This window comes from Methylorubrum rhodinum, assembly GCF_014199935.1.
Lineage (GTDB): Bacteria > Pseudomonadota > Alphaproteobacteria > Rhizobiales > Beijerinckiaceae > Methylobacterium > Methylobacterium rhodinum.
The window spans coordinates 12,092-27,841 of record NZ_JACHOP010000030.1; the positions used below are offsets into that span (position 1 = coordinate 12,092).

The 15,750-nt window shown below is 71.3% G+C and carries 13 protein-coding genes; 9 read left to right on the forward strand and 4 right to left on the reverse strand.

Annotated elements, in window-relative coordinates; genetic code table 11:
• Positions 1 to 24: 24 nt before the first annotated feature.
• The 5 genes from HNR00_RS22750 (at position 25) to HNR00_RS22770 (ending at position 6,640) form a co-directional block, all read left to right on the forward strand.
• On the forward strand, positions 25 to 519 hold the full coding sequence (locus tag HNR00_RS22750) for a TadE/TadG family type IV pilus assembly protein (RefSeq protein WP_312886104.1): 495 nt from the start codon (positions 25 to 27) through the stop codon (positions 517 to 519).
• Between the two features lie 35 nt (positions 520 to 554).
• Positions 555 to 1,106 carry a TadE/TadG family type IV pilus assembly protein gene (locus HNR00_RS22755; RefSeq protein ID WP_183573392.1) on the forward strand — a complete coding sequence of 184 codons (552 nt, stop codon included), beginning with the start codon at positions 555 to 557 and terminating at the stop codon, positions 1,104 to 1,106.
• Positions 1,107 to 1,380: 274 nt separating this feature from the next.
• Positions 1,381 to 2,772 (forward strand): pilus assembly protein TadG-related protein, encoded by a 1,392-nt coding sequence (locus HNR00_RS22760; protein WP_376770409.1) that lies wholly within the window; start codon positions 1,381 to 1,383, stop codon positions 2,770 to 2,772.
• A 119-nt stretch (positions 2,773 to 2,891) separates the two neighbouring features.
• Complete coding sequence (locus HNR00_RS22765; RefSeq protein WP_183573479.1) at positions 2,892 to 3,929, forward strand: HD domain-containing phosphohydrolase; 1,038 nt, start codon at positions 2,892 to 2,894, stop codon at positions 3,927 to 3,929.
• A gap of 17 nt (positions 3,930 to 3,946) precedes the next feature.
• Positions 3,947 to 6,640: a hybrid sensor histidine kinase/response regulator gene (locus HNR00_RS22770; RefSeq protein ID WP_183573396.1), complete on the forward strand. Its 2,694-nt coding sequence runs from the start codon at positions 3,947 to 3,949 to the stop codon at positions 6,638 to 6,640.
• 223 nt (positions 6,641 to 6,863) lie between these two features.
• Here HNR00_RS22770 and HNR00_RS22775 read toward each other — a convergent pair whose 3' ends face one another.
• The 3 genes from HNR00_RS22775 to HNR00_RS22785 form a co-directional block, all read right to left on the reverse strand.
• The gene (locus HNR00_RS22775; protein WP_183573398.1) at positions 6,864 to 7,268 is read right to left on the reverse strand and encodes a hypothetical protein; all 405 of its coding nucleotides are present in this window, start codon (positions 7,266 to 7,268) and stop codon (positions 6,864 to 6,866) included.
• A 153-nt stretch (positions 7,269 to 7,421) separates the two neighbouring features.
• Positions 7,422 to 8,081 (reverse strand): 3-oxoacid CoA-transferase subunit B, encoded by a 660-nt coding sequence (locus HNR00_RS22780; protein WP_183573400.1) that lies wholly within the window; start codon positions 8,079 to 8,081, stop codon positions 7,422 to 7,424.
• Positions 8,082 to 8,182: 101 nt separating this feature from the next.
• A complete protein-coding gene (locus HNR00_RS22785) occupies positions 8,183 to 8,923 on the reverse strand; it encodes a CoA transferase subunit A (RefSeq protein WP_183573402.1) in 741 nt (246 codons plus the stop codon).
• A 379-nt stretch (positions 8,924 to 9,302) separates the two neighbouring features.
• Here HNR00_RS22785 and HNR00_RS22790 point away from each other — a divergent pair, with 379 nt between their 5' ends.
• The gene (locus tag HNR00_RS22790; RefSeq protein ID WP_183573403.1) at positions 9,303 to 11,168 is read left to right on the forward strand and encodes an AsmA family protein; all 1,866 of its coding nucleotides are present in this window, start codon (positions 9,303 to 9,305) and stop codon (positions 11,166 to 11,168) included.
• Between the two features lie 93 nt (positions 11,169 to 11,261).
• Here HNR00_RS22790 and HNR00_RS22795 read toward each other — a convergent pair whose 3' ends face one another.
• Positions 11,262 to 12,488, reverse strand: coding sequence for a D-alanyl-D-alanine carboxypeptidase family protein (locus tag HNR00_RS22795; RefSeq protein ID WP_183573405.1), 1,227 nt, complete (start codon positions 12,486 to 12,488; stop codon positions 11,262 to 11,264).
• Between the two features lie 579 nt (positions 12,489 to 13,067).
• Here HNR00_RS22795 and rnd point away from each other — a divergent pair.
• The 3 genes from rnd to HNR00_RS22810 all read left to right on the forward strand — a co-directional run bounded on the left by rnd (position 13,068) and on the right by HNR00_RS22810 (position 15,712).
• On the forward strand, positions 13,068 to 14,228 hold the full coding sequence (gene rnd, locus HNR00_RS22800; RefSeq protein WP_183573407.1) for a ribonuclease D: 1,161 nt from the start codon (positions 13,068 to 13,070) through the stop codon (positions 14,226 to 14,228).
• A 259-nt stretch (positions 14,229 to 14,487) separates the two neighbouring features.
• Entirely contained in the window at positions 14,488 to 14,775 is a 288-nt protein-coding gene (locus tag HNR00_RS22805; protein ID WP_183573409.1) for a hypothetical protein, read from the forward strand.
• 28 nt (positions 14,776 to 14,803) lie between these two features.
• On the forward strand, positions 14,804 to 15,712 hold the full coding sequence (locus tag HNR00_RS22810) for a DNA-3-methyladenine glycosylase family protein (RefSeq protein WP_183573411.1): 909 nt from the start codon (positions 14,804 to 14,806) through the stop codon (positions 15,710 to 15,712).
• The last annotated feature ends 38 nt before the right edge of the window (positions 15,713 to 15,750 follow it).

Here is a 15,750-nt window from a genome sequence, read left to right on the forward strand (position 1 = left end):
TCCGATGTGCATGGGGTCGCCGTGGTGGAATTCTCGCTCGTCGCCCTGCCGCTCTTCGCCCTCATCGCCGTGATCCTCGAAGCCTCGCTGATCGTCTTCGCCCAGCACCGCCTCGACGTGTCGACGGAACGCGCCGCGAGGCTTCTGCGCACGGGCACGTTCCAGGCCGGCGCCACCGGCGACGATCCGGTCGCTCGGCTGCGCACGGCAATGTGCGGCGGGGGCTTCAACATGTTCCGCTGCGCCGACATGCGGATCGACCTCACCCGCACCGAGAGCTTCGTCCCCTCGCAGATCGCCGCGCCCTACGATCCCAAGACCTTCGACTGGTCGGCGGGTTTCGGCGCGCGCTTCGATTGTCCGGCGGGCAACAGCGTGGTGAGCCTCCGGGTCGCCGTCCCGGTCCTGCGCCCGTTCCGCTTCCTCGACTTCACCGGGCAGGCGATGCCCGGCGGACGCCAGCTCCTGACCTCGACCATGGTGTTCCGCACCGAGGGCTTCGAGGACCGGTCGTGCTAGCGCATCGGCCACCAGGGTGGGGCCCGGTCGCGCGGATGGCGCGGTCCGAGGGCGGGGCGACGGCGGTCGAGTTCGCCTTCGTGACGCCGCTCCTGATGCTGCTGTTCATGGCCGCGATCGAGATCCCGCGGGCGGTCGCGACGCAGAACCGCCTCGCTCAGGCCACCACCGCCATGGCGGACCTCATCTCACGCCAGGACCAGACCCGCATCGACGACGTGTTCGCCGCCGCCCAGGTCGTGGCCGCGCCCTACAACCTCGCTGGCGTCGGGATCGTGCTGACCGCCGGCGGTGTCTACCAGTCGGGCAGCAGCTTCGTCGCGAAGGTGTGCTCCAGCGTGCAGCAGCGCGACGCCGCCCGCGAGATCGGGTCGGTCATCGGGGCGCCGCCCTCCGGCACCGCCTCCAAGGGCGACCGCTTCGTCATGGCGGAGACGCGGCTGACCTACCGGCCGCTGTTCTCATTCTTTCCCGTCCTCAACGGATTGACCTTCACCGGCAAGACCGTGTGGCCCGTGCGCGAGGGCCAATCCTACAACGGGCAGGCCGAGATCGTGCTGCCCGGCGGGCAGCCCTGCCCGCGCTGAGCGCGCTCCGGCGACGGGGATGCCGATGCGGATCGTCTTCGGGCGGCGTCGGCCGGCACCGCCTTCATACACTCTTCACCATGCCGGAATGGAAGGCGGAAAGGCGCGAAACACAGGGGGTCGCAATCGCAGCCCGTTAAGCGTCGGCCCGTAGCCTCGGGCCGACGGATCTGCGGAGCTAGCGGTCGCGATGGCGGCTCGGACGAAACACGACGACGGCCCACGGCATGCTTGGTGGCGGGTGGCCCGGAGCATCCTGTCCGACGGCGCCTCGCTGCGCCTCCGCGCGGTCGCGCAGGCCCTGCGCCTGCGCCGGGCGAACCAGGGTTCGGTCGCCGTGATCTTCGGCCTCTCGGCCACCGCCCTCGTCGGCATGGTCGGCGGGGCGGTCGACTACGCCCGGCTCGTTTCGCAGCGGAGCAATCTCCAGAACGCGGTCGATGCCGGCGTCATGGCCGGCGGCAACGCCCTCAAGCTCGTCGTCTCGAACACCGATTCCATCATCGGCCTGACCACGCAGACCATCCAGACCGAAGCGAACGCGAGCCCGGCCTCGCCGGTCTCCGTCCAAGTCAGCGTCGCCGCCGACAAGACCAGCGTCGCCGCGCGGGCGGAACAGACCGTACGGCTCATCTTCGGTCCCTTCGTCGGCATGGGCACGATGGCGATCTCGGCGCAGGCCAAGGCGAGCGTCGTCGGCAAGATGCGCCTGTGCATGCTCTCCCTCGATCCGTCGGCCGCGGGCGCCTTCTCCGTGCAGCAGAAGGCGCAGGTCACCGCCTACGATTGCGCGCTCTATTCCAACTCGTCGGACAAGTCCGGCATGGTCGGCCGCAACGCCTCGATGGCCCGCGCCCAGACGATCTGCTCGGCCGGCGGCTTCGAGAACCAGAGCGCCAACTTCACGCCCAACCCGCAGACCGGCTGCCCGGTGATCTCCGATCCGCTGCGCGACCGCCCGACCCCGCAGATCGGGCAATGCACGCTGCTCGCGGCGATCCTGAGACTCCTCGACGTCGCCACCGGCCCGAGCAAGGGCGTCAACGTCATCGCCAGCAACGTGACGCTTGAGCCGGGCACCTATTGCGGCGGGCTGAAGATCACCAAGAAGGCCGTGGTCACGCTCAAGCCCGGCATCTACGTGATCAAGGACGGCCCGCTGATCGTCGACAAGGAGGCGACGCTGACCGGCAACGACGTCGCCTTCTTCTTCACTGGCAACAATGCCGGCCTGCTGTTCGACAAGAAGACCACCATCAGCCTCGCCGCCCCGACCACGGGCCCGATGGCCGGGCTGCTGATGTCGGAGGATTCCTCCGTCGTTCTGCCGATCGATCCGGTCGCTCTCGTGGACACCCTGCTCGGCGACGTCATCACGCCGACGCCGCCGCCGCTGGTGACGCCGACCCAGCCGATGCGGATCTACCGCATCATCAGCGACAACGCCCGCACCATCCTCGGCACCATCCATCTGCCGCACGGGCGCCTCGTGATCGACTCCTCGAAGCCGGTCGCCGATTTGTCGGCCTACACCGTGGTCGTGGCCCGCCAGATCAACCTTTACGAAGGGCCGAACCTGTATCTCAACGCCAACTACTCCGGCACCAGCGTGCCGGTGCCCAAGGGCGTCGGCCCGGTCTCCGGACGGCTCCTGCTCAGCCAATGACCGGGATCGAGGACGGACCGCATCGACCGGAGGCGATCATGAACAGCCACGCATTTCCGCTCGCGGCCGTCCCGCCGTCGGCGCCCCAGGTCGGGTCCGCTCCCGGCGGGGACGAGACGCTGCTCGCCCTCATCCTCGACGATTCGGAGATGAACAACCTGCTGCTCGCCCGCGCCCTCGCCCCGATCGCGGGCTGCCGCGCGGTCGACTTCACCCGGCCCGAGGACGCGCTGGCGTTCCTCGTGGCGAACGTCGCACAGATCGGCATCGTCATCACCGATTACGACATGCCGGGCATGACGGGCCTCGAATTCATCGCCGCCGCCCGCAACGTGCCGGGCTTCGCCCACGTGCCGGTGGTGATGGTGACGAGCCTCGACCAGCAGAGCCTGCGCCGGGAGGCGCTGCAGCGCGGCGCCACCGATTTCCTGGGCAAGCCGACCGACCCGGTCGAGATCCGGGCGCGGGTGACCAACCTCCTGCACCTGTCCCGCGCCCACCGCCGCGAGCAGGAGCGCTCCGCCATCCTCGCCCGCGAGGTCGCCGCCGCGGTCGCCGTCTGCGAGGCGCGCGAGCGCGAGATCATCGCACTCCTGATGCGGGCCGCCGAGCACCGCGACACCGATACCGGCGACCACATCGCCCGCGTGGCCGCCTACGCCACGGTGATCGCGCGCAATCTCGGCCTTCCGGACTCCGAGGTCGCCCGCATCGGGCTGGCCTCCACCATGCACGATGTCGGCAAGATCGGCCTGTCGGATTCTATCCTTCTCAAGAACGGACCGCTCTCGGCGGAGGAGCGGAGCGAGATGCAGAAGCACGCCGACCGCGGCCGGCGCATCCTCCAGGGCAGCTCGTCCGAGGTGGTGCAGCTCGCTGCCGAGATCGCCGCCAGCCATCACGAGCGCTGGGACGGCACCGGCTATCCCTCCGGCCTGAAGGGCGAGGCGATCCCGCTGGGCGGGCGCATCGTCGCGGTGGCCGACGTGTTCGACGCCCTCGTCTCGGAGCGGCCCTACAAGAAGCCGTGGACACCGGACGCCGCCGCCGCCTTCCTCCAGGAGAATGCCGGCACCCATTTCGATCCGGCCTGCGTCGCCGCCTTCCTGGCCGGCTGGGACGACGTGCGGACGCAGTGCCACGCCTTCGCGGCCTGAACCGGACGTTCCGCTCCATGCGCGCCGCCTCCCTCAACCCGCTGCGCTCCCTGGCCGGCCGGCTCGCCTTGATCGTCGCGGGGGCCGTGGCGGGGGCGCTGCTGCTGGCCACCGGCCTGTCGGCGTGGCGCGAGGTCGAGCGCTACGCCGCCGACAAGCGCGAGGCCCTGCGCATGACCGCCCAGGTCATCGCCGCCGCCGCCGCCGGAGCGACGGCGCGGGGCGACGAGGCCGCGGCGCTCGCGACGCTCCGCGCGGTCGCGGGCGACGGCGCGGTGGTCTACGCGGCGATCGAGGGCCAGGGCGGCATCCTCGCCGAGCAGGGCATTGGCCTGCGCCTCTCCGAGGACATCGACCTCGACCAGGGCCGGGTCTCGCCCCTCGACCTGATGACGACCCGCACCCTGCGCGTCTCGGTTCCGGTGATCGAGACTGCCCGCGAGGTCGGGCGCGTCGTGATCGTCTCCGATTCGCGCGACCTTGCCGCCCGCATTGGCGAGGTGGCCGGGACCGCTCTGCTCGCCGGCCTCGTGGCCCTCGGCCTCGGGCTCGCCGTGTCACTGCGGCTGCAGCGCTCGGTCACGCGCCCGCTCGCGGCGCTCGCCCGCACCATGGACGGCGTGCGCCTGCATCACGATTACACCCGGCGCGCCGACATCCACGGCGGCGACGAGGTCGAGGGATTGGCCAAGACCTTCAACGCGCTGCTCGGCGCGGTCAACGAGCGCGACCGGGCCATCGCCGAGCACGGCGCCGGCCTGGAGCGCGAGGTCGCCGCCCGCACCGTCGACCTGATCGAGGCCAAGCAGGCGGCGGATGCGGCCAACGCCGCCAAATCCACCTTCCTGGCCACCATGAGCCACGAGATCCGCACGCCGATGAACGGCATGCTGGTGATGGCCGAACTCCTGGCGAACGCCGAGCTTCCGCCGCGCCAGCAGCGCTACGCCAAGGTCATCGCCCGCTCGGGCCAGTCGCTGCTGGCGATCATCAACGACATCCTCGACTTCGCCAAGGTCGAGGCGGGCAAGCTCGAGGTCGAGCGCATCCCCGTCAATCCCCGCGACGTGGCCGACACCGTCGTGACCCTGTTCGGCGAGCGCGCCCGCTCCGCGGGCCTCGACCTCGCCGCGAAGGTCGCGCCCGACGTGCCCGCGAGCCTGCTCGGCGACCCCGTGCGCCTCGGTCAGGTGCTCGGCAACTTCGTCTCGAACGCCCTCAAGTTCACGGGCGCGGGCCACGTCCTCGTGCGGATGGAGCGGGAGGGCGACGTCCTGCTGATCGCCGTCTCGGATACCGGCATCGGCATCCCGCAGGACAAGCTCGGGCAGATTTTTTCCGCCTTCTCCCAGGCCGACCAATCGACCACTCGGCGCTACGGCGGCACGGGCTTGGGCCTCTCAATCGCCGAGCGGCTGATCGCGGCGATGGGCGGCAGCGTCGGCGTCGAGAGCCGGATCGGCGAGGGCTCGACCTTCTGGGCGCGCATCCCCATCGAGGGCGCCGTGCCGGCCGAGCCGCCGGCCCGTATCGGCGCGGGCCTGCCCGACGGGATCAGGCTCGGCGCAATCGGCGGCGCGACCCGCGCCGTGATCGAGGCCGATCTCCTGGCCGCGGGCTTCCGGCTGGACTGCGGTGCGGGGGCCCACCGCATCGCGCTGGCCTCCGAACTCGCTGCGCTCGGCCGGCGCCCGGATCAGATCGCCCGCATCGTCGCCCTGGTGCCGATCGGCGATCCGGCCGGGCCGGACCTTCTGGAGCGCGGCCTCGCCGACGAACTGATGCGCTGGCCGCTCGTCCAGTCCGAGTGGCGCCCCGTGCTGGCGGCGCTCGCCAGCGGCGCCCCCTTCGCCACGCCGGCGGCGCCCGCCCAAGAGGCAAGCGACCGCTCCGCCGCCCTCCCCTCCTTCGCCGGCGCGCGGGTGCTCGTGGCCGACGACAGCGCGGTCAACCGCGAGGTCGCCACCGAGGCCCTGTCGCGGCTCGGCGTCACCGCCGTGACCTGCGTCGAGGACGGCGCGGCGGCCGTCGCGTCGAGCGCGTCGGAAACCTTCGACCTGATCCTGATGGACGGCAGCATGCCGGTCCTGGACGGCTTCGCCGCCGCCGCCGCGATCCGCGCGCGGGAGGCGGAGACCGGCGCCGCACGGGTGCCGATCGTGGCGCTCACCGCCCATGTCGTCGGCGACGGCGCGCTCGCGTGGCAGGCGGCCGGCATGGACGGGATGCTGGCCAAGCCCTTCACGCTCGCCCAACTCGCCGCATTACTCGCGCGCCATGTCGCCGAGCAGGAATTCGCGGAGCAGGCCGCGCCGCCCGAACCCGAGCCGGAGCGGGCGGTCCCCGTCGGCGCGCTGCTCGACGAGCAGACGCTCGCCAATCTCGACGAACTCGGCGACGGCGATTTCGTCGCCCACGTCCTGCGCCTCTACGCCCGCCAAGCCCCCGGCGCCCTCACCGACCTCGAAGCGGCGCTGGCGAGCGGCGACGCCCCGGCCGCGGCCCGCGCCGCCCACAGCCTCAAGTCGATGAGCGCCAATATCGGCGCGGCGCGGATGAAGGACACCGCCGGCGCGATCGAGGCCTCGGCCCGGGCCGGCGACGCAATGGGCGACGCGACGGCGCTGCCGGCGCTGCTCGCCGAGACGCTGGTGGCGCTCGCGGCCCGGATCGGGGCACCGGAGATGCGGGCGACCGGGACGGGGGACTGAACCCGTTCGAGGCCGCCTGGCTACCTGAGCGTGGGCCTCTTCCCATAAGGGGGGAAGAAAATGCCTCAGCCGACGCCCGCGAGACGTGTAGAGGCGCGGTTGCGCGCGAGACCACATCCTTAATGCACCCGGCACGAAACGCCGACGCGGCCGCCGCCCGGCACCTTGAGGCACCGGCCGACAGCCGCGCAACGAACGGTTCAGCGAGAAGACGGCGCCCCCGTCAGACCGGCATCCCAGCCGGCTCGAACAAAAAATCGTCCACGGACGGAATCGTCACGGCGAGGCTCGCGCCGTAACTCGCCTTGGACAGGCGCCAGGGACGCTCGGCGCGGGCGCGGATCGCCTCGGAAGGGCGCAGGCGGCGCAGACCGCCGTCCTCGTCCATCTCCTCGATGGTCAGGAAGCCGTAGACCTGGAGGCGGGAGGCGATCAGCTTGGTCTCGCGGTCGCCGGCCGGCACCCGCAGGCTGCCGGTGGCGTAGACCGCGTCCATCAGGCTGCGCTGGTCGGCCCGCGAGCGGCTACGCGGCCCTGCCTCGCCCTCGAACCCGCCCAGGCCCGTCGCTCGCATCGGCGCCGGACGGCGGAAAGGAATGACGTTGTCCGAACCCGCAACGCTACGCATACGCAGAAAGCCTCTCGTGTCGCCACAAGCCCCCGGCCGCAGCGCTCTGAGGCGCCCTGCCGGCCGGTGCGCAGCATTCGACGAAACGGCTTAATGCCAGCTTAGCCATCGCGACCCGGAGGGTCGCCGGAAGCGTCCCGAAACGAGAGCGGGCTACCGGAGGGCGACGGTGAAGGCGCCCTCGGTCTTGGAACGGATCTCGTCCTCGGTGACGCCGTCGGCGAGCTCGACCAGCGTCATCCCGCCCTCGCCCTTCTTGTCGATGGTGAAGACGCCGAGATCGGTGATGACCATGTCGACCACCTGGGTGCCGGTGAGCGGCAGGTCGCAGGACTTCAGGAGCTTGGGGGCCTCCGTGCCGTCCTTGTTCCTGGCGACGTGCTCCATCACCACGACGACCTTCTTGACGCCGGCGACGAGGTCCATGGCGCCGCCCATGCCCTTCACCATCTTGCCGGGGATCATCCAGTTGGCCAGATCCCCGTTCTGCGCGACCTGCATGGCGCCGAGGATCGACAGGTCGATGTGCCCGCCGCGGATCATCCCGAACGAATCGGCCGAGGAGAAGTAGCTCGTGGTCGGCAGCGCCGTGATGGTCTGCTTGCCGGCGTTGATGAGGTCGGGGTCCTCCTCGCCCTCGTAGGGGAACGGACCCATGCCGAGCATGCCGTTCTCGGACTGGAGCTGCACCGACATGCCGTCGGGGATGTAGTTCGACACCAGCGTCGGGATGCCGATGCCGAGATTGACGTAGAAGCCGTCCTCCAGCTCCTTGGCGGCGCGCTCCGCCATCTGCTCGCGGGTCCAGGCCATTGTTGCGGTCTTTCCTCGTTGGCACCATCGGGGCGACGCGCCCGGACATCAGGGGGCTTGCGTCACGCGAAAAGGCCTCGCGGCCGAGTCTCGAAGAAGAATCAGATCTGGCCGCCGCCTGCGGCCGCCGCCGCTTCCGGCTCCTTGCGCTTGCGCACGGTGCGCTGCTCGATGCGCTTCTCGCGGGTCGGCACGTGGATGATGCGGCCGATGAAGATGCCCGGCGTGTGGATGTGGTCGGGGTCGATCTCGCCCGGCTGGACGAGGTGCTCGACCTGCGCGACCGTCACCTCGGCGGCGGTGGCCATCATCGGATTGAAGTTGCGCGCGGTCTTCCGGTAGGCGAGGTTGCCCTCGGTATCGCCCTTCCAGGCGTGGACGATGGCGAGATCCGCGAACAGGCCGCGCTCCATCACGTAGTGCTCGCCGTCGAACTCGCGCACCTCCTTGCCCTCGGCGACCTTGGTGCCGACGCCGGTCTTGGTGAAGAAGGCCGGGATGCCCGCCCCGCCCGCGCGGATGCGCTCGGCCAAGGTGCCCTGCGGGTTGAACTCGATCTCCAGCTCGCCACCGAGATACTGGCGGGCGAACTCCTTGTTCTCGCCGACATAGGACGAGATCATCTTCCTGACCTGACGGGTCTCGAGCAGCTTGCCGAGGCCCACGCCGTCGATGCCGGCATTGTTGGAGACGACGGTCAGGCCCTTCACGCCCGATTCGCGGATCGCCTCGATCAGCTCGTCCGGGATGCCGCACAGGCCGAAGCCGCCGCACATGACCGTCATGTCGTCGCGCAGCAGGCCGCTGAGCGCCGCCTTCGGGTCCGGATGTACCTTCTTCATCGAAACCGTCCTTCCGTCATCGTCCCGGCGGCACCGCCGCGGTCATGTCTGCGCGGCGGGTTGCCCCCTCGGTCGGTGCATGCCGGGGATGTGCACTGCAACAGAGCGTTCGTCAAACCGGCGACGCAATTGCCGGCAAGGAACGGCGCCGGGGGCGCCCGGAGAGGTGCCAGGACGCTCTGCCGACGAAACGCTGCATATCCGGCTCTCGCCGCCGCCTGTCGTGGGACAAGCCGTCGGCGAGCCGCTAGGACTGTTGCCATTGGGGATTTCTCCGCATCGACTGGCGGCACCTTTCGCGAGACGTCTTCGGAGCGCGCACGGCCCGTCTCCACCGATCCGACCGCTCGCGATTCGTCGCCCCTGTTCTCGGAGTATCATGTCGCCGCGCCGTACCCTCTCCGCCGTCGGACTCGGGGTCCTCGTCGCCGGGCTGGTCGCGGCCTGCCTGCCGTGGACCGTCGAAGCGCCGGGCGTGGCCCGCTTCGTCGGTCGCGGCCTTGAACGGAGCTGGGGCGTCTCGCTGAGCGCGAACGGCGCGACCGAGATCGTCCTGCTTCCCCTCCCCCGCGTGACCTTCGCGCGCGTGCGCCTGACCGAGGGCGATGCGGACGGCGCCGTTCTCGCGTCCGGCGGGCGGCTCTCGCTCCAGCTCGACACCGCCGCGCTCCTGACCGGGCGCGTCGCGGTCGAGTCGCTGACCCTCGACGGCGCCGAGATCCGGCTGCCCGAGAGCCCCGACGACACCCGCTGGCGCAACGCCGCCGAGCGGCTGGCGGGCGGGCTGGCCGAGAACGGCGCCCATCCACGCCGGCTCGTCCTCACCCGCGCCACCGTGATCGGGCAGGATCCTCGCGACGGCAGCCCGCAGACCGCCCGCGATGTCGAACTGACGGTGGCGTGGCGCGCGAGCCTCGCGCTCGCGGGCAGCCTCACGTGGAACGGCGCGCGGACGCAGTTCGCCGTCGCGGAGCTTCAGCCGCGCGCCCTCCTGGCCGGGGAGACGAGCCCGTTCGCGGCGAGCCTCGCATGGCCCGCCGGCTCGCTCGCCGCCGAGGGCAGCGGCAGCATCACCGACGACGGCGTCAAGGCGACCGGCACCGGCAGCCTGCGCATCCGCTCGCTGAGTGAGACCCTGGCCTGGACCGGCGGCGACGTCGCCCTCGCGCCGCTGGCCGAAGACCTCTCCGTGGAAGGCGCCTTCGAGGCCGCCTCCCGCGAGGTCCAGTTTCCGAACGTCAGGGTGACGACCGGCGGCAACGTCCTCGAAGGCGCGGGCTCGGCCGGGTTCGGACCGGGCCGCAACGCCGTCCAGGCGACCCTCGCCGCCGAGAGCCTCAACCTCTCTCCCCTGCTCGCCGGAATGCTGCGTCTCACCGGCTTCGACGGCGGGGATTCCCAGGGATGGCGAGGGCGATCCCTCGCGCTGGCCCCCCTCACCAGCGGCGACCTCGACCTGCGCATCTCCGCGGGCAGCGCCCGGATCGGCCCGGTCCCGATCACCGATCTCGCCTGCGGCGTGATGGTGCGCGAGAGCGGGATCGAGGCCTCCCTCGGCCGGGCGGGCCTGCGCGGCGGCACCGTGAAGGGCCGGATCGTGCTCGCCTCCGATGCGGGCGACCGCGCCCTGACCCGCGTCAAGGCGCAGGGGCATGTCGACGGCATCGATCTCGGCGCCCTGATGAGCGACCTCGGCGGCACCGCCTGGGTCCAGGGCGCCACCCGCGGCAGCCTCGTGCTGGAGGGCTCGGGGCCCGACGCGGGCACGCTCGCCGGCAGCGTCGCGGGCCGCATCGCGCTCCGCAGCGAGGACGGCGTGATCGCGGGCCTCGATCTCGCCGACGTGCTACAGCGCAGCGGCGCCGCCGCCCCGGGCACCCTCGCCCGCCGCAACGGCCGCACGCCCTACGAACACGCCGCGCTGTCGCTGCTGTTCTCCGACGGCGTCGGCGAGGTGGTCGAAGGCAGCTTCGCGTCGAATGCCCTGATCGCCTCGCTCAGCGGCCGCCTCGACCTCGCCGGCCGCCGCGTCGAGGCGCGGGCCGACGTGGCGCCGCGCGCGGCCGCTTCCGAGGGCACGCCGCGCCACGCCGCCTCGTTCGAGCTGTCGGGCCCGTGGGATGCGGTGAATGTCGGCCCGGCGATCCTGGCCCGCGCGGCGGACGGCACCGCCGCCCGCTTCCGCCGGCCGGGCTCGGACCTGCCGCTCGGGATCAGGGCCTACGCGCCGGGTTCGGCACCGTGAGGGTCCGGCGTCCTCGCCGACGGCCTGCAGAAACGCACGTCGCCCGCCCGCGCATTCCCTCGCCCCGCAGGCGGGGTGAGGGCTTGGGCGAACTCAGGAATTCCCGCTCGGCGCGCTCGTCTGCGAACCGCCCTTCGCCTTCTCGAAGGCGCGGCGGATCAGGTCGTTGCCGACCTCCATCGCGGCATCCAGCGCCCGCTGGGTCAGCGTTCCCTCGGCCACCGTCTCGCCCGCGTAGAGGGGCTGTTCCAGGGCCAGCGTGTCGCCGCGGGTGACCCGCAGGCGGGCGACCTCGCGGCCCTGCTCCACCGGCGCGGCGAGCGGGCCCTGATAGACGACGCGGGCCGAGACCTTTTCCGACGAGCCCCGCGGCAGCAGCAGCCGCACCGGCTTCTTGGCGACGACCGGCACCGAGCCCTTTTCGCCGCCGAACACCGAGACGTCCGCCACCGTCTCGCCCTGCGAAAAGACCTGCCGCGGCTCGAAGGCGCGAAAACCCCATTCCATCAGCTTGCGGGTCTCGGCGGCGCGGTCGCGGGCGGTCTTGAGGCCGGAGACCACCATGATCAGGCGCTGGCCGTTCTGCACCGCCGAGCCGGTCAGCGCGTAGCCGGATTCCTCCAGGTAGCCGGTCTTGAGGCCGTCGGCGCCGATGTCGAGCGTCAGCAGCGGGTTGCGGTTCTGCTGCTTGATCTTGTTCCAGGTGAACTCGCGCTCGGAGTAGATTTTGTAATACTCCGGATAGGTGTCGATGATGTGCTGGGCGATCTTGGCCATGTCGCGCGCGGTGACCTTCTGGTCGGGCGCCGAGTAGCCGGTGGCATTGCGGAAGGTCGAGCGCGTCATGCCGATGTCCTTGGCACGGCGGTTCATCATGCCGGCGAAGGCTTCCTCGGTGCCAGCCATGTTCTCGGCGATGGTGATCGCCGCGTCGTTGCCCGACTGGATGATCAGGCCGCGCAGCAGATCCGACAGCTTGATGCGGCTGTTGACCTGGGCGAACATCGACGAGCCGCCGCCGCCCGCGCCGCCGCGGCGCCACGCGTCCTCGGTCACCGTGAACTCGGTGTCCATGGTGAGCCGGCCCTCCTTGAGGGCGCCGAACACGATCTCCGCCGTCATCAGCTTGGCCATGCTCGCCGGGGAGAACAGCTCGTCGGCGCCCTTCTCGAACAGCACCGAGCCGGATTCGGCATCGACCAGGATCGCGTGCGGGGCCGCCGTCTGGAAGCTCTGGGCGTCGGCCGGGCCCGAACCGAAGGCCAGGGCCAGCATCGCCGGAACCGCGAGGAGCGCCGTCCGGAACCATCGCCTCAACATGATCGCCTCTCGCCGGGCGCCCGCCCCTTTCGCGAAGGACGCGCCCTGAGTGAAAACAAGCGTGACCTTAACTTGGTTCGGTGACGTTTTCGAAGCGCAAAAGCGCGCGCCTCCCCCGCGGATCCCGCGTGTCCCTGCCCGTCGTCGCGCTCGTTCCGGGAACCGCCCGATCCGATATGAAGCTCATGGATTTCCACAGCTTTCCTTGAAGCCCGGCGGAACTCGCGGCGGCGGCCGACCCGTGGCGGATCGTGCCGCTCGCCGGCACCTTCGAGGTCGTCCAAGAGGTCATCCAAGAGGTCGGCTACCAGGACGGCCGCGCAACTTGGACGACCCGGACGCTGAACGCGCGCGAACGCAAGCTCGGCCCCGGCCGCAGGCTTCTCGGCGGCACCGACCGGGCGCACGGGCTCCACCGGGGCCTACGCGCCGATGCCGGATTCGTCGACAGGCTGCCGGCGCAGGCCGAGGCGCGGCGGCGCGCGAACCATCCCCGCGGCGCCCGCCGGGCGGCTCAAGGCCGGAAAATCGGCCTAACGTCGTCTCGCAGGCGGGACGGAGGTTCGGTATAGCCGTGCGATGGAACTGATCGCCACCACCCAGGCCCTCGCCGAGACCTGCACCCGCCTCGCCGCTCAGCCGTTCGTCACGGTCGATACGGAGTTCATGCGGGAGACGACCTATTATCCGAAACTCTGCCTGATCCAGATGGCGGGGCCGGACGGCACGGCCTGCCTCGTCGATCCGCTGGCGCCTGGCATCGACCTGAAACCCTTCCTCGACCTGATGGCGGACGAGGGCGTGGTGAAGGTGTTCCACTCGGCCCGCCAGGATCTCGAGATCGTCTGGCTGATGGGCGGGCTGCTGCCGCACCCGTTCTTCGACACGCAGGTCGCCGCGATGGTGTGCGGCTACGGCGATTCCGTCTCCTACGAGCAGCTCGTCAACGACGTCGCCAAGGCGCGCATCGACAAGTCGTCGCGCTTCACCGATTGGTCGCGCCGCCCGCTCTCGGAGGCGCAGCTCGCCTACGCGCTGTCCGACGTCACCCACCTCGTCACGATCTACCAGGTGCTCGCCGCCGAACTCTTGAGCACCGACCGCGGCCTGTGGCTCGACGAGGAGATGGCGGTGCTGACCTCGCCGGAGACCTACCGGGCCGATCCGGCCTTCGCCTGGAAGCGGCTGTCGGGCCGGATGCGCAAGCCGCGGGAGATCGCGGTGCTGATGGAGGTGGCGGCCTGGCGCGAGGCCGAGGCGCAGAGCCGAAACGTGCCGCGCGGGCGCATCCTCAAGGACGAGGCGGTGATCGACATCGCCACCGCCGGCCCCCGCAGCGTCGAGGCGCTGGGGCGTCTGCGCACGATCCCGGCTGGCTTCGAGCGCTCGCGCACCGGCGGCGAGATCCTGGCCGCGGTCGAGCGGGGCTTTGCCCGCGACCCCTCGCAGATCGCCCTGCCGGAGCGGGCGCGGACGCGGGGCGGCAACAACGGCGCCCTGGTCGATCTCCTGAAGGTGCTGCTGAAGGCGGTGGCCGAGGCCGAGGGCGTCGCGCCCAAGATCATTGCCACCGTCGATGATCTGGAGGCCCTGGCCGAGGACGGGACCGACGACCTGCCGGTGCTCCAGGGCTGGCGCCGCGGCCTGTTCGGCGAGAAGGCTCTGGCGCTCAAGGCCGGGCGCATGGCGCTCTCGGTCGAGCGCGGCCGCGTCGTCGTCCGGGACGTGCCGGAAGCGTAGAGCATCGGCCCGAAGGTGGAATTCGGCTGGTCGGAAAAAGCCGAGGCGGCACAAGAATCGAGCGCATCGTTATGGATACGAGATCCAGCACGATGCGCTGGGCGTCCGGCCTTCCGCGGGTCAGCCGCGCGAGACATTCACCGAAAAGCCGTGCGGCGGCCCCTTGCCCCCTTGGCGGGGCTGACCCGATGCCGTACCTCGGGATCAACAGGCAATCTTGTTTGCCTCTTGATCCCGTTCTGCGTAGCGGCGCGCGCCCATGTTCGAGCCGAACGAAGTCCTGCAGGTCGCAAGCGGACGCGGCACCGTCTCGGCCGAGGGCGTGGCGACGGCCAAGGTGCGCTACAAGCTGGTCATCGAGCGCCGCTCCGGCTCGGTGACGGCGCACGGGACGCTCACCGGCACCTACGCGGGCCTGCGCCCGATCTGGCTGGTGCCGGATTCGGTGCTGACCCTCAAGAACGGGCGCACGGTCGCGATCTCGATCACCGACCTCGTCGGCGACACCGCCGAATTCGAGGCGACGGAGCCGGTGCCGCTCGTCTGAGTCCGTCTGCGAAGTCCGTCCTCTGCCGATGACGGAGCACGCCCTCCCCTACCGCCCGCCCTACGACTGGCCCCGGCTCGCGGCCTTCCTGGCCGACCATGCGAGCCCCGGCGTCGAGGCGGTCACAGACGGCGTCTACGCCCGCACGTTCCGGTTCGCCGACGGGTTCGGCACCCTGCGCGTCGCCCCGGCCCCGGACGCGCCGAGGATGTGCGTGCGCTTCCAGGCGCCGAGCCTCGATGATGCAGCGCGCGGCACGGTGCTGGCGCGGCTCCGGGCCATGCTCGACATCGATGCCGATCCGGAATCGATCGCCCGCGGTTTGAGCGGCGATCCGTCGATGTCCGACCTCGTGCGGCGGCGGCCGGGCCTGCGGATGCCCGGCGCGTTCGATCCGTTCGAGCTGACGGTGCGGGCGATCCTCGGGCAGCAGGTCTCGGTCGCGGCGGCGACGCGGCTCGCCGGGCGCCTCGTCTCCGCCTTCGGCACGAAGCTTCCCGCGGAGGCGACCGCCCCCGGCCTCACCCACGCCTTCCCCGAGCCGGCCCAACTGGTCGAGGCGGACGTGTCGCTCGTCCTCAACATGCCGCGCGCCCGCGGCCGGGCGATCCAGGGGCTCGCCGCCGCCATCCTCGACGCGCCCGGCCTGTTCGCGCCGGAGCCCGATCTGGAGACAAGCGTGGCGCGGCTGACGGCATTGCCCGGCATCGGCCCGTGGACGGCACATTACGTCGCCATGCGGGCGCTGGGGCAACCCGATGCCTTCCCACCGGGCGATGTCGGCCTGATGCGCGCCCTCGATTCCGGCACCGGCCGCCCGAGTCGCGCCGGTCTTCTGGCGCGGGCCGAGGCGTGGCGGCCGTGGCGGGCCTACGCCGCGCTCCACCTGTGGGCGGAGGACGCGGACCGCCGCGGCGCGGCAACTCCGCCGACCTGATATTGTTCAACGACTTAGCCGGGATGGCGCGCTCTCGC

Coding starts and splice junctions, on each gene's coding strand:
- HNR00_RS22755 (WP_183573392.1), top strand. CDS start 555: ATGGCGCGGTCCGAGGGCGGGGCGACGGCGGTCGAGTTCGCCTTCGTG.
- HNR00_RS22770 (WP_183573396.1), top strand. CDS start 3,947: ATGCGCGCCGCCTCCCTCAACCCGCTGCGCTCCCTGGCCGGCCGGCTC.
- HNR00_RS22775 (WP_183573398.1), bottom strand. CDS start 7,268: ATGCGTAGCGTTGCGGGTTCGGACAACGTCATTCCTTTCCGCCGTCCG.
- HNR00_RS22780 (WP_183573400.1), bottom strand. CDS start 8,081: ATGGCCTGGACCCGCGAGCAGATGGCGGAGCGCGCCGCCAAGGAGCTG.
- HNR00_RS22785 (WP_183573402.1), bottom strand. CDS start 8,923: ATGAAGAAGGTACATCCGGACCCGAAGGCGGCGCTCAGCGGCCTGCTG.
- HNR00_RS22790 (WP_183573403.1), top strand. CDS start 9,303: ATGTCGCCGCGCCGTACCCTCTCCGCCGTCGGACTCGGGGTCCTCGTC.
- HNR00_RS22795 (WP_183573405.1), bottom strand. CDS start 12,488: ATGTTGAGGCGATGGTTCCGGACGGCGCTCCTCGCGGTTCCGGCGATG.
- rnd (WP_183573407.1), top strand. CDS start 13,068: ATGGAACTGATCGCCACCACCCAGGCCCTCGCCGAGACCTGCACCCGC.
- HNR00_RS22805 (WP_183573409.1), top strand. CDS start 14,488: ATGTTCGAGCCGAACGAAGTCCTGCAGGTCGCAAGCGGACGCGGCACC.
- HNR00_RS22810 (WP_183573411.1), top strand. CDS start 14,804: ATGACGGAGCACGCCCTCCCCTACCGCCCGCCCTACGACTGGCCCCGG.